The organism is Micromonospora fulviviridis, from assembly GCF_014648395.1.
In the GTDB taxonomy this organism is placed as follows: Bacteria; Actinomycetota; Actinomycetes; order Mycobacteriales; family Micromonosporaceae; genus Micromonospora; species Micromonospora fulviviridis.
In genome coordinates this window covers 232,515-255,328 of record NZ_BMRA01000005.1, presented here as the reverse complement: position 1 = coordinate 255,328, position 22,814 = coordinate 232,515, and the positions used below count along the sequence as shown (strand labels likewise).

Below are 22,814 nucleotides of genomic sequence, written 5' to 3'. Positions count from 1 at the left end.
GAAGCGACGTTGCCCCGGCCCGGCGAGCCGGACCGGGGCAACGACACTGATCGGTTGCTTACTTCTCGATGACCGCGAGGACGTCGCGGGCGGAGAGCACCAGGTACTCCTCGCCGGCGTACTTGACCTCGGTGCCGCCGTACTTCGAGTAGAGGACGGTGTCGCCGACCTTGACGTCGATCGGCACGCGGTTGCCCTTGTCGTCGATCCGGCCCGGGCCGACAGCGAGGACGGTGCCCTCCTGCGGCTTCTCCTTGGCGGTGTCGGGGATCACGATGCCCGAGGCGGTGGTGGTCTCGGCCTCGTTCGCCTGGACCACGATGCGGTCCTCGAGCGGCTTGATCGCAACCTTGGTCGCGGTAGTCACGGGCATACCCTCCTGGGGTACTTGGTGTCGTTGCCGGTCGGCGCGCCGACCGGCGTCAATCTGCCACATGCCACCGGGCGGGGCCGTCGTCGCGGGTGCCGGTCCGCCTGGCGTTCAACCCCCGGACACCAGGGCCCGGGCGTTGGCACCCTCAGGGTGAGAGTGCTAATCGCAGGTTATTCCTCGGCTAGCACTCCGTCAAGGAGAGTGCCAACGCGCCGCGTTCCGTGTCGCCACAGTTCCGCCACACGTCACCGCAACATGCCCGGAGCACCTCGACGCACGGTGACCGGCTCCATACCGTTCGGGACCGTAGCCGTCGAGGGAGGAGGGCCGGATGACCCAGGTGCCGACGTTGACGTTCCTGCGCGACCAGCTCCGGCGGGCGCGGCAGGCGCGTGGGCTCAGCCAGGAGGAGCTGGGCAAGCTGGTGAACTATTCGTCGTCGCAGGTGAGCGCGGTGGAGACCGGCGACCGGCCGGTCCGGCCGGACTACCTGGCCCGGGTCGACGGGGTGCTGGACACCGGCGGCCTCTTCGCCACCATGCTGGAGCTGATCCGCTTCCACGCCGCGCCCGACTGGTTCCGCCCGTGGGAGGAGATCGAGCGGGAGACGTCGGTGCTGCGCTGGTGTGAGGCAACCGCCATTCCGGGCCTGCTCCAGACCGAGGGATACGCCCGGGCGATGCTCGGTCTGGGCGGGGAGTTGACCGCCGAGGAGGTCGAGGCGCGGGTGGTGGCCCGACTCGCGCGGCAGGCGGTCCTGACCGGCGGTCTGCGTCCGGTGTTCATCGCGGTGCTGGACGAGTGCGCGCTGCGCCGGCAGATCGGTGACCGGGCCGTCATGCGGGAGCAGCTACAGCACCTGCTGGCCGCCGGCGCAGAACCCAACGTCCAGGTACGGGTCGTGCCGGCCGACGCTCCCTGGCACACCGGGCTCGGCGGATCGTTCATCCTGGCTCGGCTTGAGAGTGGCGCCGAGCTGGTCCACCTGGACAACCAGCTTCGCGGGCAGACCGTGGACAGCCCGAACGACGTTGCCGCCCTCGAACGGCGCTGGGAAGCTGTGACGGGTGAGGCGCTGCCACGGCGGCAGTCCGCCCGGCTGATCGAGGAAGTGGCGAAATCATGGACCTGAGCCGCGCCACCTGGCGCAAAGCCACCCGCAGCACCAACAACGGCGGCGCCTGCGTCGAGGTCGCCGACAACCTGAACGGCATCGTCGCCGTCCGGGACAGCAAGGACCCGAGCGGCCCGGTGCTCACCTTCGACCCGGCGAGCTGGCGCGCCTTCGTGGCCGCCACCCCCACCTCTCGCTGACACCACCGTCCCGGCCGATTCGGGCGGCCGGGAGAATGCCCGGGTGGACCTGGAACAGTTCGCCGCCCTGCGTACCCCCGAGGGGTCGGCCGCGCTCGACGCGGCGGCGCGGGTGGCCGGCGGCGACCCGCTGACGGCGGCGGCCGCGCTCCGCTCCGCCGGCGTGCCGGCCGGGCTCGCGGCGGCGGCGCTGACCCAGGCGGAGCTGCGCCTCCGCGCGACCGGCAAGTTCGGCCCGGCGGCGCGCGGCATGTTCCTCACCCGCGCGGGCCTGGAGCAGGCCACCCGGGGCGTCGTCGCGCGGCGCCGGGCGGAACGCCTGCGTGCGGCGGGCGTCGCCACCCTCGCCGACCTGGGTTGCGGCCTCGGGGCCGACGCGCTCGCCGCGGCCCGCGCCGGCATCCGGGTGTACGGCGTCGAGGCCGATCCGCTGACCGCCGCGATGGCAGCCGCGAACGCCGAGGCCGCCGGGCTGGCCGACCTGTTCACCGTGGAGATCGGGGACGCCACGGCGTTCGACGTGACCCGGGTCGACGGGGTCTTCTGCGACCCGGCCCGCCGGAAGGCCGGCACCGGCCGGCGGATCTTCGACCCGAGCGCCTACTCGCCGCCCTGGGACTTCGTCACCGGCCTGGCCGAGCGGGTGCCGCACACCGTGGTGAAGGTGGCCCCGGGGTTGGACCACGCGCTGATCCCGGCGGGCGCCGAGGCGGAGTGGGTCAGCGTCGACGGCGACCTGGTCGAGGCGGCGCTCTGGTGCGGCGCGCTGGCGCAGGTGCCCCGCCGGGCCACCCTGCTGCGGGAGAAGGAAGGGCCCGTCGCCGGAGCGGAGGCCCGCGCCTTCCCGCTCACCGGCAGCGGCGACGCCGAGGCTCCGGTGGGCCGGCCCCGCCGCTTCCTGTACGACCCGGACCCCGCGGTGGTGCGCGCGCACCTGGTCGCCGAGTTGGCCGGCGACCTCGACGCGACGCTGGCCGACCCGAGCATCGCCTACCTCTACGGCGACGAGGCCCGGCCGACCCCGTTCGCCCGCTGCCTGGAGATCACCGACGTGCTGCCGTTCTCGCTGAAGCGGCTGCGCGCCCTGCTCCGGGAGCGCCGGGTGGGCCGGGTGGAGATCCTCAAGCGCGGCTCGGCGCTGGAACCGGAGAAGCTGCGCCGGGACCTGAAGCTGGCCGGCGGCGAGGCGGCCAGCCTGGTGCTGACCCGAGTTGCCGGTGCCCCGACCGTGCTGATCTGCCGGCCGGTTCCCGCCTGACGGTTTTCGGCTCGCCCTGCCGGCGGCGGCCGGTTAGCTTGTCGCTCATGGCGGGACAGGGCACTCCGGCGACGGCACTGCTGACCAAGCGCAAGATCGCCCACAGCACCCACCCGTACGACGTCTCGCCGGACGCGCCGAACTACGGCGCGCTGGTCGCGGCGGCCCTCGGGGTGCCGCCGGCCCGGGTGTTCAAGTCGCTGGTCACCGAGGTCGACGGCGGGCTGACCGTGGCGGTCGTGCCGGTCACCGGAGAGCTGGACCTCAAGGCCCTCGCCGCCGCGGTCGGCGGCAAGCGGGCGGCCATGGCGGACCGGACGGTCGCCGAGCGGGCCACCGGCTACGTCCGGGGCGGGATCAGCCCGCTCGGCCAGCGCAAGCGGCTGCCCACGGTCCTCGACGCCTCCGCGCTGGCGCATCCGACGGTCTACGTCTCGGCGGGGCGCCGGGGTCTGCAACTGCAACTCGCCCCGGCCGACCTGGTCGCCCTGACCGGGGCCGTCACCGCGCCGATCGCCGCCGGCTGAACCGCCCGTCGACGCGGCTGGGAGCGTTTCCGCACGCGGGCCGGGGAGCGCTCTCCACGCGATGACGGTCGGGTGTCAGTTGCGTTGCTGAATTGTTACCGCCGCCAACAAACTTCTGACCTCGGCTCTCTTGCGCCTGTCCGGACGGGAGGAATACGTTGCCGGACACAACAAACCACCGACAACTCCCCCAACCCCCGAAAGGACCCATGCACATGCGCAAGGGCTTCCTCACTTTCGCGGCCGTCGGTCTTCTCGCGACCGGCAGCATGGCCGCCTGCGGTGACAACGGCGGTTCCGACCAGGCCGGCGGCTCGACCGACAAGAAGCCGAAGATCGGCGTGATCCTCCCGGACAGCAAGTCCTCCGCCCGCTGGGAAGGCGCGGACCGCAAGTTCCTGGAGGAGGCCTTCAAGGCCGCCGGTGTCGACTACACCATCCAGAACGCCCAGGGCGACAAGTCCGCCTTCTCCACCATCGCCGACGGCATGCTGACCAGCGGCGTCACCGCCCTGATGATCGTCAACCTGGACTCCGGCACCGGCAAGGCCGTGCTGGAGAAGGCCAAGTCGCAGGGCGTCGCCACCATCGACTACGACCGGCTGACCCTGGGCGGCTCCGCCCAGTACTACGTCAGCTTCGACAACGAGGCGGTCGGCAAGCTCCAGGGCGAGGGCCTGAGCAAGTGCCTGACCGACAAGGGCGCCAAGAGCCCCGTCGTGGCCTACCTGAACGGCTCCCCCACCGACAACAACGCCACGCTGTTCAAGAACGGGTACGACTCGGTGCTCAAGCCGAAGTTCGACTCCAAGGAGTACGAGAAGGGCCCGGACCAGTCGGTTCCGGACTGGGACAACGCCCAGGCGGGCGTGATCTTCGAGCAGATGCTCACCCAGAAGAAGGGCAAGATCGACGGCGTGCTGGCCGCCAACGACGGTCTCGGCAACGCGGCCATCTCGGTGCTGAAGAAGAACAAGCTCAACGGCAAGGTGCCGGTGACCGGCCAGGACGCCACCGTCCAGGGCCTGCAGAACATCCTCGCCGGTGACCAGTGCATGACGGTCTACAAGGCCATCAAGGAGGAGGCGAAGGCCGCCTCGGACCTGGCGATCTCGCTGGCCAAGGGCGAGAAGAAGGAGACCGGCCAGACGGTCAAGGACCCGGAGGGTGGCCGTGACGTGGCCGCCGTCCTGCTCACCCCGAAGGCCATCTACAAGGACAACGTGAAGGACGTCATCGCCGACGGCTTCGTCACCAAGGAAGAGCTCTGCACCGCGGCGTACGCGAAGCTCTGCACCGACGCCGGCATCAGCTGACCCGTCCCCCACAACCCGCTCCGGCGACGCCGCCCGGCACGGTCACCACCGTGCCGGGCGGCACGCCACGGACGGGCTCCGAGATCTCCCCTCCGTCCAAAGGAGACCCCCGTGTCCGCGACCCCCCTGCTGGAGCTACGCGGGATCGACAAGAGCTTCGGTCCCGTCCAGGTTCTGCGCGACGTCGCCTTCTCGGCCCATCCCGGTGAGGTGACCGCGCTGGTCGGCGACAACGGCGCCGGCAAGTCGACCCTGGTGAAGTGCATCAGCGGCATCTACCCCACCGATGCCGGCGAAGTTCTCTTCGACGGGCGACCGGTGACCATCCACAACCCGCGTGACGCCGCCGGGCTCGGCATCGAGGTGGTCTACCAGGACCTCGCGCTCTGCGACAACCTCGACATCGTGCAGAACATGTTCCTGGGCCGGGAGAAGCGCAGCGGGGTGGTGCTGGACGAGCCGACCATGGAGCAGTTGGCCGCCGAGACCCTCGCCGGGCTGAGCGTCCGCACCGTCAAGTCGCTGCGCCAGCACGTGTCCAGCCTCTCCGGCGGGCAGCGGCAGACCGTGGCCATCGCCAAGGCCGTGCTCTGGAACAGCAAGCTGGTCATCCTGGACGAGCCGACCGCCGCGCTCGGCGTCGCGCAGACCGCCCAGGTGCTGGAGCTGGTCCGCCGGCTGGCCGACAAGGGCCTGGCCGTGGTGCTCATCTCGCACAACATGAACGACGTCTTCGCCGTCTCCGACCGGATCGCCGCGCTCTACCTCGGCCAGATGGTCGCCCAGGTGAAGACCACCGAGATCACTCACTCGCAGGTGGTCGAGCTGATCACCGCCGGCCGCTCCGGCAACCTCGGCCTCGGCGCCGGGTCGGGCAACGGCAGCGAGCCCGCCGACGCGACCCCGGGAGCCCTTCGATGACCACCACCGCTGTGAAGAAGGACGGACCGGCGGCCGTCACGCCCACGCCCGCCGTCGCCGACCACGTCCGCAACTACATTGCCCGGGTACGCGGCGGCGACCTCGGTTCCCTGCCCGCCGTCATCGGCCTCGTCGTGCTCTGCGTCGTCTTCGCGATCGTGCGCCCGGTCTTCATCTCCGCGGCGAACTTCGCGAACCTCTTCACCCAGGGCGCCGCCGTCACGGTGATCGCGATGGGCCTGATCTTCGTGCTGCTGCTCGGTGAGATCGACCTCTCCGCCGGCTTCGCCAGCGGCGTGTGCGCGGCCATCCTGGCCAACGTCGTCAGCGTGCTCGGCTACCCCTGGTACGTGGCGGTGCTGGCCGCCCTCGCCACCGGCGTGGTCATCGGCCTGACCCTCGGCTTCCTGGTGGCCAAGGTGGGCATCCCCTCCTTCGTGGTCACCCTGGCCGGATTCCTCGCCTTCCAGGGTGTGGTGCTGCTGCTGATGAAGGAGGGCACCAACATCTCGATCGGTGACGACGTGATCGTCGGCATCGAGAACGGCCGCGTCCCGCCGGCCGTCGGCTGGCTGCTGGCCGCCGTCGCGATCCTCGGGTACGCCGCCGCGCAGCTGCTGCGGCACCGGAACCGGGCCGCCCGCGGCCTGGTCACCGACCCGGTCGCCGTGGTGGGCGCCCGCATCGCCGGGGTCGCCCTGCTGATCGGCTTCGCCGTCTACGTGCTCAACCAGGAGCGCAGCATCAACACGCTGATCTCGTCGAACAAGGGCATGCCGGTGGTCGTGCCGATCATCGCGGTCCTGCTGGTCTTCTGGACGTTCGTGCTCAACCGCACCGCGTACGGTCGGCACCTCTACGCGGTCGGCGGAAACGCGGAAGCCGCGCGGCGGGCCGGTATCAACGTGGACCGGATCAAGATCTCCGCCTTCGTGATCTGCTCGGGGATGGCGGCCATCGGTGGCATCATCGCCGCCAGCAAGGACCGGTCGGTCGACCCCAACACGGGCGGCAGCAACGTCCTGCTCTACGCGGTCGGCGCGGCCGTCATCGGCGGCACCAGCCTCTTCGGCGGCAAGGGCCGAATGATCAACGCGGTGCTCGGCGGCGCCGTGGTGGCTGTCATCATCAACGGCATGGGACTGCTGGACCTCAGCTCCGGCCTGAAGTACATCTTCACGGGCGCGGTGCTCATGCTCGCCGCCGGTGTCGACGCCCTGTCGCGGCGCCGCTCGGCCGCCACCGGCACCCGCTGAACCCGGTACGGACATGACGGTGGCGATGCGCGCGGGCCCGAGCCAGGACGAGATCCGTCGGCAGAACCTGGGCGCGTTGCTCCGCTACGTGCACGTACGCGGGGCCACCACCCGCGCGGAGCTGACCACCGCGCTCGGTCTCAACCGCAGCACCATCGGCGCGCTGACCGCCGACCTGGCCGGCGCCGGTCTGGTCAGCGAGGGGACGCCGAAGGAGACCGGCCGGGCCGGACGACCGTCGCTGGTCGTCCGGCCCGAGTCGGCCCGGGTCTACGCGTACGCGTACAGCATCGAGGTGGACCGGCTGCGGGCCGCGCGGGTCGGGCTCGGCGGTGAGGTGCTCGACCGCCGGGAGCTGGAACGGCCGCGGAACCTGGTCGCCGGGGACGCCGCCCCGCTGCTGGCCGACGCGGTCCGGGAGATGCACCGGGCGGTGCCGCCCGACTCGATCTGCGTCGGCGCCGGGGTGGCGGTCTGCGGCATGGTCCGTCGGGAGGACGGGCTGGTCCGGCTCAGCCCGACCACCGGCTGGGTGGACGAGCCGATCGGCGCGGCGCTCGCCGCCGAGCTGGGCGTCGACGTGCCCATCACGGTGGGCAACGTGGCCGACGTGGCCGCCTTCGCCGAGCACGCCCGGGGCGTCGCGGCCGGCTGCGACAACGTCATCTACCTGTACGGGGACGTCGGCGTCGGAGCCGGCATCATCGCCGGTGGGCGGCGGCTCACCGGGCACGGCGGCTACAGCGGCGAGGTCGGCCACATGGTGGTGGTCCGCGACGGCGTGCGCTGCGACTGCGGGCGGCGCGGCTGCTGGGAGACCGAGATCGGCGAGCACGGGCTGCTCCGGGCCGCCGGACGCTCCGACGCCCGGGGCCGGGAGGCGCTGCTGGCCCTCTTCGACGCCGCCGACCGGGGCGACGCGCGCGCCCAGACCGCGGTGCGGCAGGCCGGCGACTGGCTCGGTTTCGGCGTCGCCAACCTGGTCAACATCTTCAACCCGGAGATGGTCATCTTCGGCGGCACCATGCGCGACCTCTACCTGGCCGCCGCCGCCCAGGTACGCAGCCGGCTCAACTCCAACGGGCTGCCGGCCTGCCTGGAGCACGTGCGGCTGCGCACCCCGAAGCTCGGGGACGACGCGGCGCTGATCGGCGCCGCCGAACTGGCCTTCGAACGCCTCCTCGCCGACCCGCTCGACGTCGGCTGACCGGCTCCCGGATTCCGGTGAACTGAATCGGGTCGTGATCCGTACCAGTGGGCGGACGGACGGCCGCGGGGGCGGCCGTCCGCGCCATCCCGCGTACGGTCCGGACCGAGGAGGCACCGCAACCATGGCACCGCTGGAATCCGCAGGCCGCCGGCTGGCGCACCGGGTGATCCTGCTGCTCGTCGCGCTCGCCGCGGGCGTCGGCGTCCTGCCCGGCGCGGCGCTGGCCGCTCCCGCGCCCGGCGTGCAGCTCAACGCCGCCGACATGACGCTGCTCAACGGGGTACGACTGGCCGGGCTCTGGGAGATGCCGGCCGGGCAGATGGCCGCCGAGAAGGGCCAGTCGAAGCGGGTACGAGAGATCGGCGCGGAGATCGCCCGGCAGCACGGCGTCCTGGACCAGCTCGTGGTCGAGGCCGCGAACAAGCTGGGCGCCACCCTGCCGACCACACCGACCACCCAGCAGCAGGGCTGGCTGACCGAGATGCAGAACGCCACGGGCGCCCAGTTCGACCAGATCTTCGTGACCCGGCTGCGGGTCGCGCACGGCAACATCTTCCCGGTGATCGGCGCGGTCCGGGCCAGCACCCGGGACCCGATCGTGCGCAAGCTCGCCGACCAGACCAACACCTTCGTCACCAACCACATGCTGATGCTGGAGAGCACCGGGCTGGTCCGCTGGCAGCAGCTCCCGCCTCCCGCGATGCCCCCGGCGCAGAGCGACTCGCTGATCGCCGCCGCCGGGGCCAACGTCGGCAGCAGCGGCGGCGTCCAGGTCAGCACCACCGTGGTGTGGGCCGTCTTCCTGCTCGCCCTGGCCACCGGCGGGTACGCGACCTGGCGGCTGCTGCGCCGCTCCTGACCGCGCCACACGCACGAGGCCCCCACCGGTGTCCGGTGGGGGCCTTTCGCTCAGCCGTGCCAGGACCGCCAGAGGGCGGCGTACGAGCCACCGGCGGCGACCAGCTCGTCGTGCGACCCCAGCTCGGTGATGCGGCCGTCCTCCACGACCGCCACCCGGTCGGCGTCGTGCGCCGAGAAGAGCCGGTGCGCGATGGCGATGACCGTCCGACCCTGGAGCACCGCGGCCAGCGAGCGTTCCAACGCCCGGGCCGCCCGCGGGTCGATCAGCGAGGTGGCCTCGTCCAGCACCAGGGTGTGCGGGTCGGCGAGCACCAGCCGGGCCAGCGCGAGCTGCTGCGCCTGGGCCGGCGAGAGCGGGTGCCCGCCGGCGCCGACCCGGGTGTCCAGGCCGTCCGGCAGCGCCTCCGCCCAGTCCAGGGCGTCGACCGCGGCCAGCGCCGCGCGTACCTCGGCGGGGCCGGCGTCCGGGCGGACCATCGCCACGTTGTCGGTGAGCGTGCCGATGAACACGTGGTGCTCCTGGCTGACCAGCGCGACGTGGGTGCGCAGCTCGGCCAGGGGCAGCCCGGACAGCGGCCGGCCGTCCACGGTCACCGCACCGGCGCGCGGCGCGTGCACCCCGGCCAGCAGCCGGCCCAGGGTGGACTTCCCCGCGCCGGACGGGCCGACCATGGCCAGCTTCTCCCCCGGCCGGGGCACCAGGGTCACCCCGTGCAGCACGTCGTGGCCGGCGCGGTACGCGTACCGGACGTCGTGGGCGGCGAGCCGCCCGTCGTCGCTGACCGGCCGCCGGTCGGGCGGCGCGGCGGCGTCGGCCGGCTCGGCGGCCACACCGAGCAGGCGGGCCAGCGAGGCGCCACCGACCTGGAACTCGTCGAGCCAGGAGAGCAGCCGGTCGACCGGGTCCACCAGCAGCTGGGCGTAGAGGGTGGCGGCGGTGACCTGCCCGAGGCTGGCCCAGCCCTCCAGGTAGAACCAGCCGCCGAGCAGCAGGGTGCCGACCACCGGCAGCAGGTAGCCGATCTCGGCGACGGGGAAGAAGACCGTCCGGAGGCTGAGCGTGTAGTACTCGGCCGCGTACGACCGGCGGATGTCGGCGTCGGTGCGGGCCCGGCGGCGGGCCTGCTGGCGCAGCGCCTCGGTGGTCCGCGCCCCCTCGACCGTCTCGCTGATCCCGTCGGTGATGTCGGAGTACGCGGCGTTCTCCCGCAGGTAGCCGGCCGGCGCCCGGCGCAGGTACCAGCGGGTGCCGGCGACCAGCATCGGCACCGCGATCAGGCAGGGCACCACCAGCAGCGGGCCGGTCAGCAGCAGCGCGCCGAGGATCAGCAGCACGGTGACCGCCGCGATCAGCGTCTCCGGGGCGGCGAAGCGGACCGTCCGGGACAGCGCGGCGACGTCCCGCGAGGTGCGGGTGAGCAGGTCGCCGGTGCCGGCCCGCTCCACGGTGGACAGCGGCAGGGCGAGCACCCGGTCGACGAACTCCTCGCGCAGCTCGGCGAGGACCCGCTCGCCGAGCCGGGCCGAGGCCAGGTGGGCGAAGCGGACCAGCACCGACTGGGCGACCACGAAGCCGGCGATGGCCAGGGCGACCCGGTCGACGGTGACCGCGCCGACGCCGCGCGAGATCCCCTCGACCAGGTCGCCGAGGAGCCGGGGCGCGACCAGGCCGGCCGCGGCGGCGAGCGCGTGCAGGCCGAGCGCGGCGGCCAGGCCGCGCGGGTGCCGGCGGGCCAGCTCCCGCGCGTACCGACGGACCTGCTGCGCGTCGGCGACGGGCAGGGCGTTGCTCACCGGTCCTCCTCCCGGCTCACCGTGGCCCGGTACCGGGGCTCGGCGGCGAGCAGCTCGTCGTGGCGACCCTCGGCGACCACCTTGCCGTCCTCCACGAAGACCACGTGCTCGGCGCGGCCGAGCACCAGCGGGCTGGTGGTGCACACCAGCGTCGTCCGGCCGCGCCGGGCGGCGGCGAGCCGGTCGGCGATCCGCGCCTCGGTGTGCGCGTCCACCGCGCTGGTCGGCTCGACCAGGATGAGCGTCTCCGGGTCGGCGACCAGCGCCCGGGCCAGCCGCAGCCGCTGCCGCTGCCCACCGGAGAACTCCCGGCCGCGCTCGGCGACCGGGCTGTCCAGGCCGCCGGGCAGCGCCTCGACGATGTCCGTGGCGCTCGCCGCCACCAGCGCCGCCTCGACGGCGTGGTGATCCCCCCGGTCGCGCGGGTCCAGCTCCGTGCGGAGGGCGCCGCTGAACAGCTGCGCGTCGTTGTCGGCCACCAGGATCCGCTCGCGCACCGTCGCCAGCGCCACCTCCCGCAGCGGTACGCCGTGCAGCGTCACGTCCCCGTCGACGTACCGGCCGAGCCGGTCGGCGATCTCGGCGGCGTCCTCGGGCGCGGTGGCGGCCAGCGCGGTGAGCCGGCCCGGCCGCAGCACCAGCCCGGAGCGGACGTCCACCAGCTCGCCCGGCCCCTCGGGCACCGGCACCGGGCGGGCCGGTTCGGTGAACTCGGGAGCGAGACGGAGCAGGCGCACCACCCGGCGGGCCGCCACGTGCCCCCGGGTCAGCTTGTCGGCCGCCTCGGTGAGGTTGCGCAACGGGCTGACCAGGAACGCCGTGTAGCCGTAGAAGGAGACCAACTGGCCGGCGCTGATCTCACCGCGCAGCGCGAACCGGGCCCCGAGCCAGGTCACCAGCACCACGAAGACGCCGGGCAGCAGGATCTGCGCGGCCTGGATCAGCGACTCCACCCGGGCCACCCGCAGGCCGTCCGCCCGCAGCGCCTGGGACTGCTCCCGGTAGCGGGCGCCCAGCATCGGCTCGCCGCCCACCCCGCGCAGCACCCGCAGCCCGGAGACGATGTCCGCGGCCCGGGCGGTCAGCTCGCCGGTCGAGTCCCGGTACGCCGCCTGCTGCCGGTGCAGCGGCCGGATCAGCAGCGCCACCAGCGCCATGAGCAGCGGCACCCCGAGCACCACCACGAGGCCGAGCGGCACCGAGGCGGTGAGCAGGATCGCCGACACCGCGGCGATGGCGACCACCGCGCCGGTGCCCCGGGCCGTGATGTCCACGGCGCTGCCGATGTGCTCGATGTCGGCCGTGCCGATGCTCACCACCTCGCCGGCGGCGACCCGGCGGGGCAGCGCGGCCCCGAGCCGGTTGGTGGCGTCCACGGTGACCTGCACGGTCCGGTAGGCGGCGCCGAGCCAGTTGTGCACCGCGCAGCGGTGCCGCAGGATGCCGGTCGTCGCCTGGACGACGCCCAGCCCGAGCAGGACGAGACCCCAGCGGAGCAGGGCGTCCGGGTCGCGGTGGGTCAGGCCGGCGTCGATGGCCCGGCCGACGGCGGCCGGCATCAGCGCCTGGGCCAGCATCCAGGTGACACCGAGGGCGATGGCGCCGCCGAAGAGCAGCGGGTGCCGACCGGCGAGCCAGACCAGGTAACGGGTGGCGGACCGGGCGTCGGGGGTGCCGGGATCGCCGGCGGGTGAGAAACGCATGACCACCCGACGCTAGGTCCCGGGCCCGGGGGGACGCCAACCAGTTTCCCGCCGGTCAGGCGGCCCGCCGGGTCAGCGATCGACCTGCGTGAAGTCCCAGCTGTGCGGCGGCCGGGCGACCAGCCGCATGGGCGGCTCGGGCAGCTCCCGCGGGTTGCTGCGCCACTTCGAGATCACCACCACGCGGTGGTCGGTGGAGGAGAACACCTCGCTGGACAGGTGCAGCGGCTCGTGCTCGAACTCGGGCAGCGCGGTCTCGCAGACCCAGGTGATCAGGTCGGCGAAGCCGTACGGCTCGGCCTTCGCCTCCCACATCCGGACGATCACGTCGGTCCCCTCCCGGCTCAGACGCTGACCACGGTCAGCGGCATGGCGGAGTCGGCCGGCAGGTCCAGCCGGCTCGGGGCGACGCCCGCGGCGACCAGGTGCGAGCCGAGCGCGGCCACCATGGCGCCGTTGTCCGTGCAGAGCTTCGGCCGGGGCGTACGCACCCGGACGCCGTGCTTCGCGGCCCGGTGCTCCGCCATGGCCCGCAGCCGCGAGTTGGCCGCCACCCCACCGCCGATCACCAGGGTGTCGATGCCGCTGCTCCGGCAGGCGTCCAGCGCCTTGCCGACCAGCACGTCGCAGACCGCCTCCTGGAAGGACGCGGCCACGTCCGCCACCGGCACCGCCTCGCCGGCCCGCTGCCGCGCCTCCACCCAGCGGGCCACCGCCGTCTTCAGCCCCGAGAAGGAGAAGTCGAAGCGGTGCCCGGCCAGGTCCTTGGGGGCGGTCAGCCCGCGCGGGAAGGCGATCGCCGCCGGGTCGCCGGCCCGCGCCTCCCGGTCGATGAACGGGCCGCCCGGGAAGGGCAGCCCGAGCAGCCGGGCCACCTTGTCGAACGCCTCGCCGGCCGCGTCGTCGATGGTCGAGCCGAGCGGGGTGACCTCCCGGGCCAGGTCGTCGACCCGCAGCAGCGAGGAGTGCCCGCCGGAGACCAGCAGGGCAATGGCCGGCTCGGGCAGCGGGCCGTGCTCCAGGGTGTCCACGGCCACGTGCGCGGCGAGGTGGTTCACCCCGTACACCGGCTTCTCGGCGGCCACCGCGTACCCCTTGGCGGCGGCGACCCCGACGAGCAGCGCGCCGGCCAGGCCCGGCCCGGAGGTGACGGCGATCGCGTCGATGTCGGCGATCGTCACCCCGGCCTCGCGCAGCGCCCGGTCCATGGTAGGCACGATGGCCTCCAGGTGGGCGCGGCTGGCCACCTCGGGCACCACGCCGCCGAACCGGGCGTGCTCCTCGACGCTGGACGCCAGCGCGTCGGCGAGCAGGGTGTGCCCGCGGACGATGCCCACCCCGGTCTCGTCGCAGGAGGTCTCGATGCCGAGGATCAGTGGTTCGTCAGCCATGCTCGTCAGTCCTCGTTGCGCTGCATGACCAGCGCGTCGGTGTTGCTCGGTTGGTAGTAGCCACGGCGCACGCCGATCGGCTCGAAGCCGTACGTCGCGTAGAGCCGCTGCGCGGGAGCGTTGTCGGCGGCGACCTCCAGCAGCGTGCTGCGCACCCCCTGCCGGGCCGCCTCGGCGAGCAGCGCCTCCAGCAGCAGCCGGCCGATCCCCCGGCGCTGCGCGTCCCGGCGGACCGCGATGTTCTGCACCCACGCCTCGTCCGGCGGCGCCACCATGAGCCCGGCGTAGCCGAGCACCGTGCCGTCGTCGTCGGTGGCGACCAGGTAGTGGTGGCCGTTGGCCAACTCGTTCCAGAACATCGCCGGGGACCACCGCTCGGCCCCGAACAGGTCCGCCTCCAGCGGCAGCACCTGCTCGACGTGCCACCAGCGGAACCGGCCCAGTCGGACCTGACTCATGGGAGGACCGGCTTGTGGCCGGTGGCTGCCACCGCGTCGGGGCGACGCAGGTAGAGCGGGGTGAGCGGCTCGCCCGGGGCGCCCGCGCGGATCCGCTCGGCGGCCAGGCGGGCCAGCGCCAGGGCGTCCGGGTAGCGGGGCTCCTCCCGGACCGGCAGGCCGAGGACGTCCGCGTACCGGTGGGCGCCGTCACCGACCGCAACCGTGACGGCCAGGTCCCGGGCCCGCTCGGCGGCGACCGCCGGGGTGTCCACGTTCGGCCCGGCGATGCGCTGGCCGGCGCCGTCGTAGACGGCCCAGTAGACCTCGCGGCGGCGGGCGTCGCTCGCCGCCAGCACCGGCTCGCCGGCGGCCGCCGGGTGGCCGATCCCGTCCAGCGAGCAGACCCCGTACGTCGGGATGCCGAGCACCTGACCCATGGTGGCGGCGGTGACCAGGCCGACCCGCAGCCCCGTGAACGGCCCGGGACCCAACCCGGCGACGATCGCGGCCAGGTCGGCGGGGCGGGCGTCGGCGTCGGCCAGCACCGCGTCGACCTGCGGGGCGAGCAGCTCGCCGTGCGCCCGGGCGTCGACCGTGCACCGCTGCGCGCGGGCCGCGACGCCGTCCGCCGAGACCTCGACCAGCGCCGCGGTCACCGCGGGCGTCGAGGAGTCCACCACGAGTACGAGCACGGTATGCCAGCGTAGTCGCCGCCCCGGTTACCGCCGGTGACGCCCCTCCCCCGTCATCGCTCGGCTCGGAGGTGCGGACCGGCGGTGCCGGGGAGCGGTGCCGACGGTCAGCCGGCGGTGCGCTCCCAGTCGACGGTCGGCAGGCCGGCGTCGGCGAGCGCCTTGTTGGCCGCGCTGAACGGTCGGCTGCCCAGGAAGCCGCGCGGGTTCATGGGGCTCGGGTGGCCGGCCTCCAGCACCACGTGGTTCGAGTTGGTGACCAGGGCCGCCTTCTTGCGCGCGTAGCCGCCCCAGAGCAGGAAGACCACCCGCTGGTCGAGCGCGTCGAGGGCCCGGATGGTGGCGTCGGTGAACTCCTCCCAGCCCTTGTTGGCGTGCGAGCCCGGGGTGGCCTGTCGGACGGTGAGCACCGCGTTGAGCAGCAGCACGCCCTGGGCCGCCCAGCCGCTCAGGTTGCCGCCGGCCGGCTTCGGCACGCCCAGGTCCTCGCCCAGCTCCTTGAAGACGTTGCGCAGCGACGGCGGCACCGCCACCCCCTCGCGCACGCTGAAGCTCAGCCCGTGCGCCTGCCCCGCCTTGTGGTACGGGTCCTGCCCGAGGATCAGCACCCGGGTCTGCGCCGGCCCGCACAGCCGGTAGGCCGAGAACAGGTCCTCGACCGGCGGGAACACCGTCCGGGTGGCGTATTCCCCGGCGACGAACTCGGCCAGCGCCGCGGTGCGGGCCGGGTCGAGGTGCGGGGTGAGCGCCGCGCGCCAGGCGTCGGGGAGGAGCGCCAGCAGGTCGAGGATGGGGGCGTCGTCGGGCATCGGCAACCTTTCACCGCGTCTGATCGGTCCCCGGAACTGTAGGCAGCGGGTACGACAGCGGTCAGTCCAGGGTGGCCAGCCGCCGCGCCCAGTCGCCGCCCACCGGTTCCAGGGTGACCACCCGGGTGTCGTCGTCCCGCCGGTCGATGCGGACCCGCAGGTGTGCGTCGACCAGCTGCTCGACCATCCCCTCGCCCCACTCGACCACGGTGACCGCCTCGTCCACCGAGGCGTCCAGGTCCAGGTCGTCGATCTCGGCGCGCGGGTCGGCCGACTCCCCCAGCCGGTACGCGTCAGCGTGCACCAGGGTCACCCGGCCGCCCCGGGCCGGATCCGGCCGGTGCACCCGGGCGATCACGAAGGTCGGCGAGGTGATGTCGCCGCGCACCCCGAGACCGGCGCCGATCCCCTGGGTCAGCGCGGTCTTGCCGGCGCCCAGCGGGCCGCTGAGCAGCAGCAGGTCACCGGCGCGCAGCACCCCGGCCAGTCGGCGGCCGAACTCGTGGGTGTCGTCGACCGTCTTCAACTCCAGCACGACGGTCACAGTGCCACCCCGGCTCGCGACTGCGGGGCTCGCAACCTCGGCTCACTCCTCGCGCTCACAGTGCCACCTCGGCTCGCGACTGCGGGGCTCGCAACCCCGGCTCACTCCTCGCGCTCACAGCGACTCCAGGAACCTCTCCACCGCCGCGTTCACCTCGTCGGCGTGCTCCAGCATCACCACGTGCCCGCTGTCGTGGATCTTCACGAACTCGGCGTGCGGCAGCCGCCGGACGATCTCCTCGGAGTGGGTCACCGGCGTGATCATGTCCTTGTCCCCCACGATCACCAGCACCGGCGTGCCGGCCAGCGCGGCCAGCGCCGGGAACCGGGAGTGGGTGGCCAGGGTACGCAGGTAGCGGGTGACCGTGTCGGCCGAGGTGCGGGAGTTCATGGTCTCGACGTACGACACCAGGGCCGGGCTGGGCTTCGGGGTGCCGAAGCCGTACTTGCGGGTGAGCAGCCAGGCCACGTTGGAGGTCGACTTGCGGGCCTTGTCGATCACCGTGCCGCCGTACCGGGTGGCGTTGCTCATCATGTAGATCATCGGGGCGCCGACCCGGCCGAGCAGCGCGGGCGCCACCAGCTTGGTCTCCGCGAGCAGCCCGCCCGAGGTGGCCATCAGCACCGTGCCGACCACCCGGTCGCCGAACAGCTCCGGGTAGAGCTCGGCCAGCGCCATGATCGTCATGCCGCCCATCGAGTGGCCGATCAGCACGAGCGGGCCCTCCGGCGCCACCTCGTCGATCACCCGGCGCAGGGTGTGACCCAGCGCGGCCAGGTCGTAGTCGCCGCCCTCCAGCTTCCCGGAGCGGCCGTGCCCGGGCTGGTCGTAGGCGACGATGCGGTAGTCGCCGCGCGCGGCCAGCATCTTGCGCTGGAAGTGGAACGTCCCCATGTCCAGGCAGAAGCCGTGCACCAGCACCACGGTCGGGTGCCCGGCGACCGGCCGGGTCGGCTCGACCACCTCCACGTGGATGTCGGTGCCGCGCGGCATCTCCAGCAGGTACGCCTCGTCGTACCGCTGCTCGCCGAACACCTCGTCCGCGTACGGATCGGTGGGGTCGGCCTTGAGGCGGCGGACCAGGACCCGCTCGCTCACCACCCCCGCGGCGAGCCCGGCGGCGGCGACACCGACCGCGGCGCCGACCAGCCCCGCGACCCGGCCGGCGGCCGTCCGCGGCCGCGGAACCCGGAACCGCTGGCTCATCCGCGCTCGCCGTCGTAGACGCGGGGCACCCGGACGCCGCCGAACCGGGTCACGATCTCGTAGTTGATGGTGCCGACCGCCTCGGCCCAGTCGTCGGCCGTGGGCTCGCCGTCCGCGCCGCTGCCGAAGAGCACGGCCACGTCCCCGGCGGCCACCTCGTCCTCGCCGCAGTCGACCACGAACTGGTCCATGCAGACCCGCCCGGAGATGGTCCGCCGCTTGCCGGCGAGCTGCACCGGGCCGGTGTTCGAGGCGTGCCGCGGCACCCCGTCGGCGTAGCCGAGCGGGACGACCGCCAGGTTCGCCTCCTGCTTCGTGAGGTAGGCATGGCCGTACGAGACGCCGGTGCCGGCCGGGACCCGCTTGGTGAGCATCACCCGGGCCCGGGCGGTCATCGCCGGGCGCAGGCCGAACTGCTCGCCCTCGATCGGGGAGAGGCCGTAGACCGCCAGGCCGGGGCGGACCAGGTCGAAGTGGGTGTCCGGGCGGGTCAGGGTGGCCGCCGAGTTGGCCAGGTGCCGGTAGCGCGGTCGCAGCCCGGCCCGCTCCACCATCTCCAGCCCCTCGTGGAACACCGCCAACTGCCGGTCGGTGGTGGGGTGGCCGGGCGAGTCCGCGTACACGAAGTGGCTCCACACGCCGACCACCTCGACCAGGCCGTCGGCCTGGGCCTTCGCGGCGGCCTCCAGCAGCGCCGGCCAGTCGGCGACGGTGGCCCCGCCGCGCGACAGCCCGGTGTCGATCTTGAGGTGCAGCCGGGCCGGGCGGTCCGCCCGCCGGCTCGCCTCGACCATCTCGTCGAGCTGGGCGAGGCTGGCGCAGCCCAGGTCGACGCCGACCGCGACCCCGTCGTGCAGCGGCAGCCCCGGGGCGAGCAGCCAGGCCAGGACGGGCGCGGTGACCCCCTCCTGGCGCAGCAGGAGCGCCTCGTCGAGGGTGCAGACGCCGAGCCAGTCCGCCCCCGCGTCGAGCGCCGCGTGGGCCGCCGGAACCATGCCGTGGCCGTAGCCGTCGGCCTTGACCACCGCCATCAGCTCGGCGCTGGTGCCCGACTTGAGCCGGGCCACGTTCTCCCGGATCGCGTCCAGGTCGACGCGCACCTCCGACTGCCACATGCCCTCAGCCTACTTCCGTCCGTGATCACCGTGGCCCTGAGCCGCACGGCCGGTGTGCTCCCGCGCCGGCGGCGGCCGCCGCGCGTGGACCCGGCCGCCGGCGCGTTCAGCCCAGCCGGGCCAGTACCGGGCGGAGCGCGGTCGCCACGTCGGGCGCCGTCACCGGACCGCCGCGCTCCGCCTCGCGGCCGGCCAGCCCGTGCAGGTACGCCGCCGCGGCGGCCGCCCGCTCGGGCGCGAGCCCGGCGGCGAGCAGCGAGCCGAGCAGCCCGGCCAGCACGTCGCCGGTGCCCCCGGTGGCCAGCACCGGCGTGCCGGTCGGGTTGACGTAGGCCCGGCCGTCCGGCGTGCCGATGATCGTGCGGTCGCCCTTGAGCAGCACCACCGCGTTCATCCAGGCGGCCAGCCGCAGCGCCGCCCCGACCCGGTCCGCCCCCGGGGACTCGCCGCAGAGCCGGGCGTACTCGCGGTCATGCGGGGTCACCACGATCGGGGCGTCCCGCCCGCGCAGCCGGTCCGCCAGCTTGCCGTCCACCAGCAGGGTGAGCGCGTCGGCGTCGAGCACCACCGGCACCGGCGCGGCGAGCACCGCGCGCAGCGCGGCGGCGGACTCCTCGCCGGTGCCCAGCCCCGAGCCGCAGATCCAGGCCTGCACCCGGCCGGCGTCGGCGACCCGGTCGGTGGCGATCACCGACGGGTGCTGGTGCAGCACCTCCGCGCGGGCGCCGCCCGCGTAGCGGACCATGCCGGTGGGGCCGGCCAGCGCGCCGCTCACCGAGAGCACCGCCGCGCCCGGGTAGGTGGCCGAACCGGTCGCCACGCCGACCACGCCCCGGCTGTACTTCTCCGAGGACGGGCCGAGCCGGGGCCACCAGTCGACCACGTCGGACCACTCGGTGACGCGCAGCGCCGGGGTGCCGCGCAGCCACGGCGCCAGCCCGATGTCGACCAGCTCGACGTGCCCGGCGAGCGGCGCGGCCGGGCCGACCACCAGGGCCGGCTTCAGCGCGCCGAAGGCGACCGTCACGTCGGCGCGGACCGCGCAGGGCCGGCCGGAGGCGGTGAGCGGCACGTGCCCGGTGTCCACCGCGACGCCGCTCGGCACGTCCACCGCGACCACCGTGGCCCGGGTGCCGTCCCGCCCGCTGCGCTCGGCCAGGCTGGCCGCGAGCTGGTCGGCGGTCTCCCGGAGCCCGCCGGTGCCCCCGATCCCGACGATGCCGTCGAGCACCAGGTCCACCACGGCCGGCGGCCGGTCGACCACCCGCCCGCCGGCCGCCCGCAGCGCGGCCAGCCCCTCGGCGTGCGCCCGGCCCGGGGTGAGCAGCAGGGCGTCGACCGCCGCGCCCCGGCGGGCCAGGTGCGCGCCCGCGTAGAACGTGTCACCGCCGTTGTCGCCCGAGCCGATCAGCAGCAGCACCCGGGCGCCGTAGACACCGCCCCGCTCGCCGAGCAGCAGCGCGCAGCGGCGGGCCAGCCCGGCGGCGGCCCGCTGCATCAGCGCCCCGGGCGGCAGGGTGGCCATCAGGCCCGCCTCCGCCGCGCGTACGTCCGCGACCCGCCACACCGGTCTCATGCCACTCCCGTCCCGTCCGTTCGTCCCGTTCGTCCCGGACCGGCCGACCGGCCCGCCGGGTCAGCTCACCGTTCCGCGACCACCATGGCCGACGCGATCCCACCGTCGTGCGACAACGACAGGTGCCAGCGGTTGATCCCGCGCTCGGCCGCCGCGGCGGCCACCGTCCCGGAGACGGCCAGCCAGGGCCGGCCCTCCGGATCGGGCACGACCTCGCAGTCGTGCCAGTTCAGCCCGGCCGGCGCGCCCAGCGCCTTGGCCACCGCCTCCTTGGCCGCGAACCGGGCGGCCATCGACTCCGGCGAGCGCGGGCTGCCGGTGCGGGTGTAGCGCTCGGCCTCGGTGAAGAGGCGGTCGGCGAGCAGCGGCGTGCGCGCCAGGGACCGGGCGAACCGGTCCACCAGCACCACGTCGATGCCGACAGCCACGATCACGGACCTCACCCTACCGGCGCTCGGAGCCGTGGATCGGCGGTGGAGAACGCCTGTGGAAAACCCGGGATCCGTCGCACCGCCGGTTGTCCACAGGGCCGGTGCGGGCGGTACGTCGAGCCCTAGCGTCCCGGATGTCCGTCGGGGTGCAGGGAGGTCGCCATGGGCCAGGAACCGTTCAGCGTCGAGCCCGAGCTGTTGCGTGGGGTGGCCCGGGAGCTGGCCGACGACGCGTACCGGCTGGCCCGCGGGGCGGCCGCCGAGCCGGGGCTGGTGGTGCCGGCCGACGGCTGGCGGGCCGGGGTGGCGCTGGCCGAGCTGGAGGCGGCGGTGCAGCGCTGGTGCGGGTCGTTGGCCGCCCGGGTGGCAGCCACCGCGGAGGCGGTCCGGTCCGCCGCCGACGGCTACGAGGCGGTCGACGAGCGGGCCGCCCGCCGGCTCGCCGGAATCCCCCGATGAGCACGCCGATCGGCTACGCGCAGCTCTGGCGGGCCGACCCCGGGGCCTGGGCCGCCGCGGGCGCGGCCTGGCGGGGGCTGAGCGGCCCGGTCCGGCGCCGGGCCGACGGGCTGACCGCCCGGATCGGCGCACTGCGTCCCGGCTGGTCCGGCACGGCCTCCGCCACCGCGCGGGGGCGGATCGGCGAGCTACGCACCGCGCTGACCGACCTGCTGCCGGCGCTGATCGAGGTCGACCAGGTGCTCGCCGAGTTCGCCGCCCGGGTGGGCGCGGCCAAGGCCCGGCTCGGCGCCGCCGTGGCACGGGCCGACGCGGGCGGCCTGCTGGTGGACCGGGCCGGGGTGGTCCGGCCCGATCCGGCCCACCCGCGACCGGCCGCCCTGGTCGGCCCGGCCGTGGCGCAGGCGGGCACCGAGATCCACGGCGCGCTGGCGCTGGCCGGCGCGGCGGACCGGGAGGCGGCCGGCCGGCTGGCGGAGCTGGCGACGGCGGCGACGACCGGCTGGGTGAGCGTCCCGCCGGCCCGGCGACCCGCGCCCGGGGCCGGACCGGCCGAGGTGAGCCGCTGGTGGGCCGGCCTCACCCCGGCCGAGCGCCGCTGGCTGGTCGGCCACGAGCCGGACCGGGTCGGTCACCTCGACGGGGTGCCGGTGGCGGCCCGCGACCAGGCCAACCGGCTGCTGCTGGCCCGGCGCCGGGCCGAGCTGCTGGAGCGGCGCGCCGGGCTGCTGCGCCCACTGCCGGCCGGGCCGCTCGAACTGGCCCGGCTGGCCCGGCTCGCCGGGGTGGAGGCGGCGCTGCGCGGCCTCGACGGGCTCGGCGAGCGGCTGGCCGCCCCGGGGGCGCCGCGGGCGTACCTGCTGGGGCTGGACCCGGCCGGTGACGGGCGGGCGGTGGTGGCGCTCGGCAACCCGGACCGGGCCGGCGCCGTGCTGACGTACGTGCCGGGGATGACCGCCGACCTCGCCGACGCCCCGGCCGAGCTGGGCCGGGCCGCCCGCGTGCTGGACCGGTGCGCGGCGCTCGGGCCGGGCACCGAGGCGGCGGCCGTGCTCTGGCTGGACTACGACGCGCCGGACCTCCTGCCCGAGGCGGCGCGCGACCGGCAGGCCGAGGACGCCGGTCCGGCCCTGCACCGGTTCCAGGAGGGGCTGCGCGCCTCGCACGAGGGGCCACCCGCCCGGCAGACCGTGCTCGGGCACAGCTACGGCTCGCTGGTGGTCGGCACCGCGGCCCGCGACCACGGGCTGGGCGCCGACGCGCTGGTCTTCGTCGGCTCCCCCGGCGTGGGCGTCGACCACGCGGCCGAGCTGCGGATGCCGCCCGGCCAGGTCTGGGCCGCCACCGCGCCGGACGACGTGATCCGGCTGGCCCGGCCACCCGAGGAGCTGGCCCGCCGGGCCGTGCTGGCCGGCACGCCCCTTGGCCGGGCCGCGGCGCTGCTCGACCCGCACGACGACCGGCTCTGGTTCGGCACCGACCCGAGCACACCCGGCTTCGGCGGCCGGCGCTTCCCCAGCGGGCGCCACGGGCACGCCGGCTACTGGGACCCCGGCAACCCGGCGCTGGACGGGATGGCCCGGATCGTGCTGGGCGGATGACCGCCCGGTGGCCGGAC

The 22,814-nt window shown here is 74.7% G+C and carries 24 protein-coding genes; 11 read left to right on the top strand and 13 right to left on the bottom strand.

Translation table 11 applies throughout. From position 1 onward, the window contains the following. Positions 1-58 precede the first annotated feature (58 nt). On the bottom strand, positions 59-367 hold the full coding sequence (groES, locus tag IEY96_RS15380; protein WP_012015047.1) for a co-chaperone GroES: 309 nt from the start codon (positions 365-367) through the stop codon (positions 59-61). Positions 368-704: 337 nt separating this feature from the next. On the opposite strand from groES, the gene IEY96_RS15375 reads away from it, so the two are divergent. The 9 genes from IEY96_RS15375 (at position 705) to IEY96_RS15335 (ending at position 9,034) form a co-directional block, all read left to right on the top strand. Next, entirely contained in the window at positions 705-1,505 is an 801-nt protein-coding gene (locus IEY96_RS15375) for a helix-turn-helix domain-containing protein (RefSeq protein WP_189195482.1), read from the top strand. Continuing rightward, on the top strand, positions 1,496-1,687 hold the full coding sequence (locus IEY96_RS15370; RefSeq protein WP_189195481.1) for a DUF397 domain-containing protein: 192 nt from the start codon (positions 1,496-1,498) through the stop codon (positions 1,685-1,687). Before IEY96_RS15375 ends, IEY96_RS15370 begins: the two co-directional genes overlap by 10 nt. Positions 1,688-1,730: 43 nt before the next feature. Further along, positions 1,731-2,945 carry a THUMP-like domain-containing protein gene (locus tag IEY96_RS15365; RefSeq protein ID WP_189195480.1) on the top strand — a complete coding sequence of 405 codons (1,215 nt, stop codon included), beginning with the start codon at positions 1,731-1,733 and terminating at the stop codon, positions 2,943-2,945. A gap of 47 nt (positions 2,946-2,992) precedes the next feature. Then, positions 2,993-3,472, top strand: coding sequence for a Cys-tRNA(Pro) deacylase (gene ybaK / locus IEY96_RS15360; RefSeq protein ID WP_189195479.1), 480 nt, complete (start codon positions 2,993-2,995; stop codon positions 3,470-3,472). Between the two features lie 215 nt (positions 3,473-3,687). Then, positions 3,688-4,788: a sugar ABC transporter substrate-binding protein gene (locus IEY96_RS15355; protein WP_189195478.1), complete on the top strand. Its 1,101-nt coding sequence runs from the start codon at positions 3,688-3,690 to the stop codon at positions 4,786-4,788. A 111-nt stretch (positions 4,789-4,899) separates the two neighbouring features. After that, a complete protein-coding gene (locus IEY96_RS15350) occupies positions 4,900-5,709 on the top strand; it encodes an ATP-binding cassette domain-containing protein (RefSeq protein WP_107077350.1) in 810 nt (269 codons plus the stop codon). Further along, on the top strand, positions 5,706-6,965 hold the full coding sequence (locus tag IEY96_RS15345) for a sugar ABC transporter permease (RefSeq protein WP_189195477.1): 1,260 nt from the start codon (positions 5,706-5,708) through the stop codon (positions 6,963-6,965). The genes IEY96_RS15350 and IEY96_RS15345 overlap by 4 nt, the downstream gene beginning before the upstream one ends. Before the next feature lie 25 nt (positions 6,966-6,990). Further along, positions 6,991-8,172 (top strand): ROK family protein, encoded by a 1,182-nt coding sequence (locus tag IEY96_RS15340; RefSeq protein ID WP_189195735.1) that lies wholly within the window; start codon positions 6,991-6,993, stop codon positions 8,170-8,172. A 124-nt stretch (positions 8,173-8,296) separates the two neighbouring features. Continuing rightward, positions 8,297-9,034 (top strand): DUF4142 domain-containing protein, encoded by a 738-nt coding sequence (locus tag IEY96_RS15335; protein WP_189195476.1) that lies wholly within the window; start codon positions 8,297-8,299, stop codon positions 9,032-9,034. A gap of 50 nt (positions 9,035-9,084) precedes the next feature. On the opposite strand, the gene IEY96_RS15330 is transcribed toward IEY96_RS15335, so the two are convergent. The 12 genes from IEY96_RS15330 to IEY96_RS15275 form a co-directional block, all read right to left on the bottom strand. Next, on the bottom strand, positions 9,085-10,830 hold the full coding sequence (locus tag IEY96_RS15330; RefSeq protein ID WP_189195475.1) for an ABC transporter ATP-binding protein: 1,746 nt from the start codon (positions 10,828-10,830) through the stop codon (positions 9,085-9,087). Beyond that, positions 10,827-12,533, bottom strand: coding sequence for an ABC transporter ATP-binding protein (locus IEY96_RS15325; RefSeq protein ID WP_189195474.1), 1,707 nt, complete (start codon positions 12,531-12,533; stop codon positions 10,827-10,829). The genes IEY96_RS15330 and IEY96_RS15325 overlap by 4 nt, the downstream gene beginning before the upstream one ends. A gap of 72 nt (positions 12,534-12,605) precedes the next feature. Next, positions 12,606-12,860 carry a hypothetical protein gene (locus tag IEY96_RS15320; protein ID WP_091262671.1) on the bottom strand — a complete coding sequence of 85 codons (255 nt, stop codon included), beginning with the start codon at positions 12,858-12,860 and terminating at the stop codon, positions 12,606-12,608. Positions 12,861-12,877: 17 nt separating this feature from the next. Further along, positions 12,878-13,924, bottom strand: coding sequence for a tRNA (adenosine(37)-N6)-threonylcarbamoyltransferase complex transferase subunit TsaD (tsaD, locus tag IEY96_RS15315; RefSeq protein WP_091318122.1), 1,047 nt, complete (start codon positions 13,922-13,924; stop codon positions 12,878-12,880). 5 nt (positions 13,925-13,929) lie between these two features. Further along, positions 13,930-14,382, bottom strand: a complete 453-nt coding sequence (gene rimI / locus IEY96_RS15310; protein ID WP_189195473.1) for a ribosomal protein S18-alanine N-acetyltransferase — start codon at positions 14,380-14,382, stop codon at positions 13,930-13,932. Then, complete coding sequence (tsaB, locus tag IEY96_RS15305; protein ID WP_189195472.1) at positions 14,379-15,056, bottom strand: tRNA (adenosine(37)-N6)-threonylcarbamoyltransferase complex dimerization subunit type 1 TsaB; 678 nt, start codon at positions 15,054-15,056, stop codon at positions 14,379-14,381. The genes rimI and tsaB overlap by 4 nt, the downstream gene beginning before the upstream one ends. Before the next feature lie 107 nt (positions 15,057-15,163). Continuing rightward, complete coding sequence (gene ung, locus IEY96_RS15300; protein ID WP_189195471.1) at positions 15,164-15,865, bottom strand: uracil-DNA glycosylase; 702 nt, start codon at positions 15,863-15,865, stop codon at positions 15,164-15,166. Between the two features lie 61 nt (positions 15,866-15,926). Continuing rightward, positions 15,927-16,409 (bottom strand): tRNA (adenosine(37)-N6)-threonylcarbamoyltransferase complex ATPase subunit type 1 TsaE, encoded by a 483-nt coding sequence (gene tsaE / locus IEY96_RS15295; protein ID WP_189195470.1) that lies wholly within the window; start codon positions 16,407-16,409, stop codon positions 15,927-15,929. 114 nt (positions 16,410-16,523) lie between these two features. Continuing rightward, on the bottom strand, positions 16,524-17,615 hold the full coding sequence (locus tag IEY96_RS15290; RefSeq protein WP_189195469.1) for an alpha/beta fold hydrolase: 1,092 nt from the start codon (positions 17,613-17,615) through the stop codon (positions 16,524-16,526). Continuing rightward, positions 17,612-18,730, bottom strand: a complete 1,119-nt coding sequence (gene alr, locus IEY96_RS15285; RefSeq protein ID WP_189195468.1) for an alanine racemase — start codon at positions 18,728-18,730, stop codon at positions 17,612-17,614. Before alr ends, IEY96_RS15290 begins: the two co-directional genes overlap by 4 nt. Before the next feature lie 106 nt (positions 18,731-18,836). After that, positions 18,837-20,306, bottom strand: coding sequence for an NAD(P)H-hydrate dehydratase (locus tag IEY96_RS15280; RefSeq protein ID WP_189195467.1), 1,470 nt, complete (start codon positions 20,304-20,306; stop codon positions 18,837-18,839). Between the two features lie 65 nt (positions 20,307-20,371). After that, positions 20,372-20,740, bottom strand: coding sequence for a holo-ACP synthase (locus IEY96_RS15275; RefSeq protein ID WP_189195466.1), 369 nt, complete (start codon positions 20,738-20,740; stop codon positions 20,372-20,374). Positions 20,741-20,899: 159 nt separating this feature from the next. Here IEY96_RS15275 and IEY96_RS15270 point away from each other — a divergent pair, with 159 nt between their 5' ends. Both IEY96_RS15270 and IEY96_RS15265 read left to right on the top strand, forming a co-directional pair. Further along, positions 20,900-21,196: a type VII secretion target gene (locus IEY96_RS15270; RefSeq protein WP_189195465.1), complete on the top strand. Its 297-nt coding sequence runs from the start codon at positions 20,900-20,902 to the stop codon at positions 21,194-21,196. Continuing rightward, the gene (locus IEY96_RS15265) at positions 21,193-22,797 is read left to right on the top strand and encodes an alpha/beta hydrolase (RefSeq protein ID WP_189195464.1); all 1,605 of its coding nucleotides are present in this window, start codon (positions 21,193-21,195) and stop codon (positions 22,795-22,797) included. The genes IEY96_RS15270 and IEY96_RS15265 overlap by 4 nt, the downstream gene beginning before the upstream one ends. The last annotated feature ends 17 nt before the right edge of the window (positions 22,798-22,814 follow it).

What these genes read in the sequence shown, in the direction of transcription:
- IEY96_RS15375 (WP_189195482.1), top strand. Translation starts at nt 705, where the DNA reads ATGACCCAGGTGCCGACGTTGACGTTCCTGCGCGACCAGCTCCGGCGG.
- IEY96_RS15335 (WP_189195476.1), top strand. Translation starts at nt 8,297, where the DNA reads ATGGCACCGCTGGAATCCGCAGGCCGCCGGCTGGCGCACCGGGTGATC.
- IEY96_RS15370 (WP_189195481.1), top strand. Translation starts at nt 1,496, where the DNA reads ATGGACCTGAGCCGCGCCACCTGGCGCAAAGCCACCCGCAGCACCAAC.
- IEY96_RS15270 (WP_189195465.1), top strand. Translation starts at nt 20,900, where the DNA reads ATGGGCCAGGAACCGTTCAGCGTCGAGCCCGAGCTGTTGCGTGGGGTG.
- IEY96_RS15290 (WP_189195469.1), bottom strand. Translation starts at nt 17,615, where the DNA reads ATGAGCCAGCGGTTCCGGGTTCCGCGGCCGCGGACGGCCGCCGGCCGG.
- ybaK (WP_189195479.1), top strand. Translation starts at nt 2,993, where the DNA reads ATGGCGGGACAGGGCACTCCGGCGACGGCACTGCTGACCAAGCGCAAG.
- IEY96_RS15280 (WP_189195467.1), bottom strand. Translation starts at nt 20,306, where the DNA reads ATGAGACCGGTGTGGCGGGTCGCGGACGTACGCGCGGCGGAGGCGGGC.
- ung (WP_189195471.1), bottom strand. Translation starts at nt 15,865, where the DNA reads ATGCCCGACGACGCCCCCATCCTCGACCTGCTGGCGCTCCTCCCCGAC.
- rimI (WP_189195473.1), bottom strand. Translation starts at nt 14,382, where the DNA reads ATGAGTCAGGTCCGACTGGGCCGGTTCCGCTGGTGGCACGTCGAGCAG.
- IEY96_RS15355 (WP_189195478.1), top strand. Translation starts at nt 3,688, where the DNA reads ATGCGCAAGGGCTTCCTCACTTTCGCGGCCGTCGGTCTTCTCGCGACC.
- IEY96_RS15340 (WP_189195735.1), top strand. Translation starts at nt 6,991, where the DNA reads ATGCGCGCGGGCCCGAGCCAGGACGAGATCCGTCGGCAGAACCTGGGC.
- IEY96_RS15265 (WP_189195464.1), top strand. Translation starts at nt 21,193, where the DNA reads ATGAGCACGCCGATCGGCTACGCGCAGCTCTGGCGGGCCGACCCCGGG.
- alr (WP_189195468.1), bottom strand. Translation starts at nt 18,730, where the DNA reads ATGTGGCAGTCGGAGGTGCGCGTCGACCTGGACGCGATCCGGGAGAAC.
- IEY96_RS15325 (WP_189195474.1), bottom strand. Translation starts at nt 12,533, where the DNA reads ATGCGTTTCTCACCCGCCGGCGATCCCGGCACCCCCGACGCCCGGTCC.
- tsaD (WP_091318122.1), bottom strand. Translation starts at nt 13,924, where the DNA reads ATGGCTGACGAACCACTGATCCTCGGCATCGAGACCTCCTGCGACGAG.
- IEY96_RS15345 (WP_189195477.1), top strand. Translation starts at nt 5,706, where the DNA reads ATGACCACCACCGCTGTGAAGAAGGACGGACCGGCGGCCGTCACGCCC.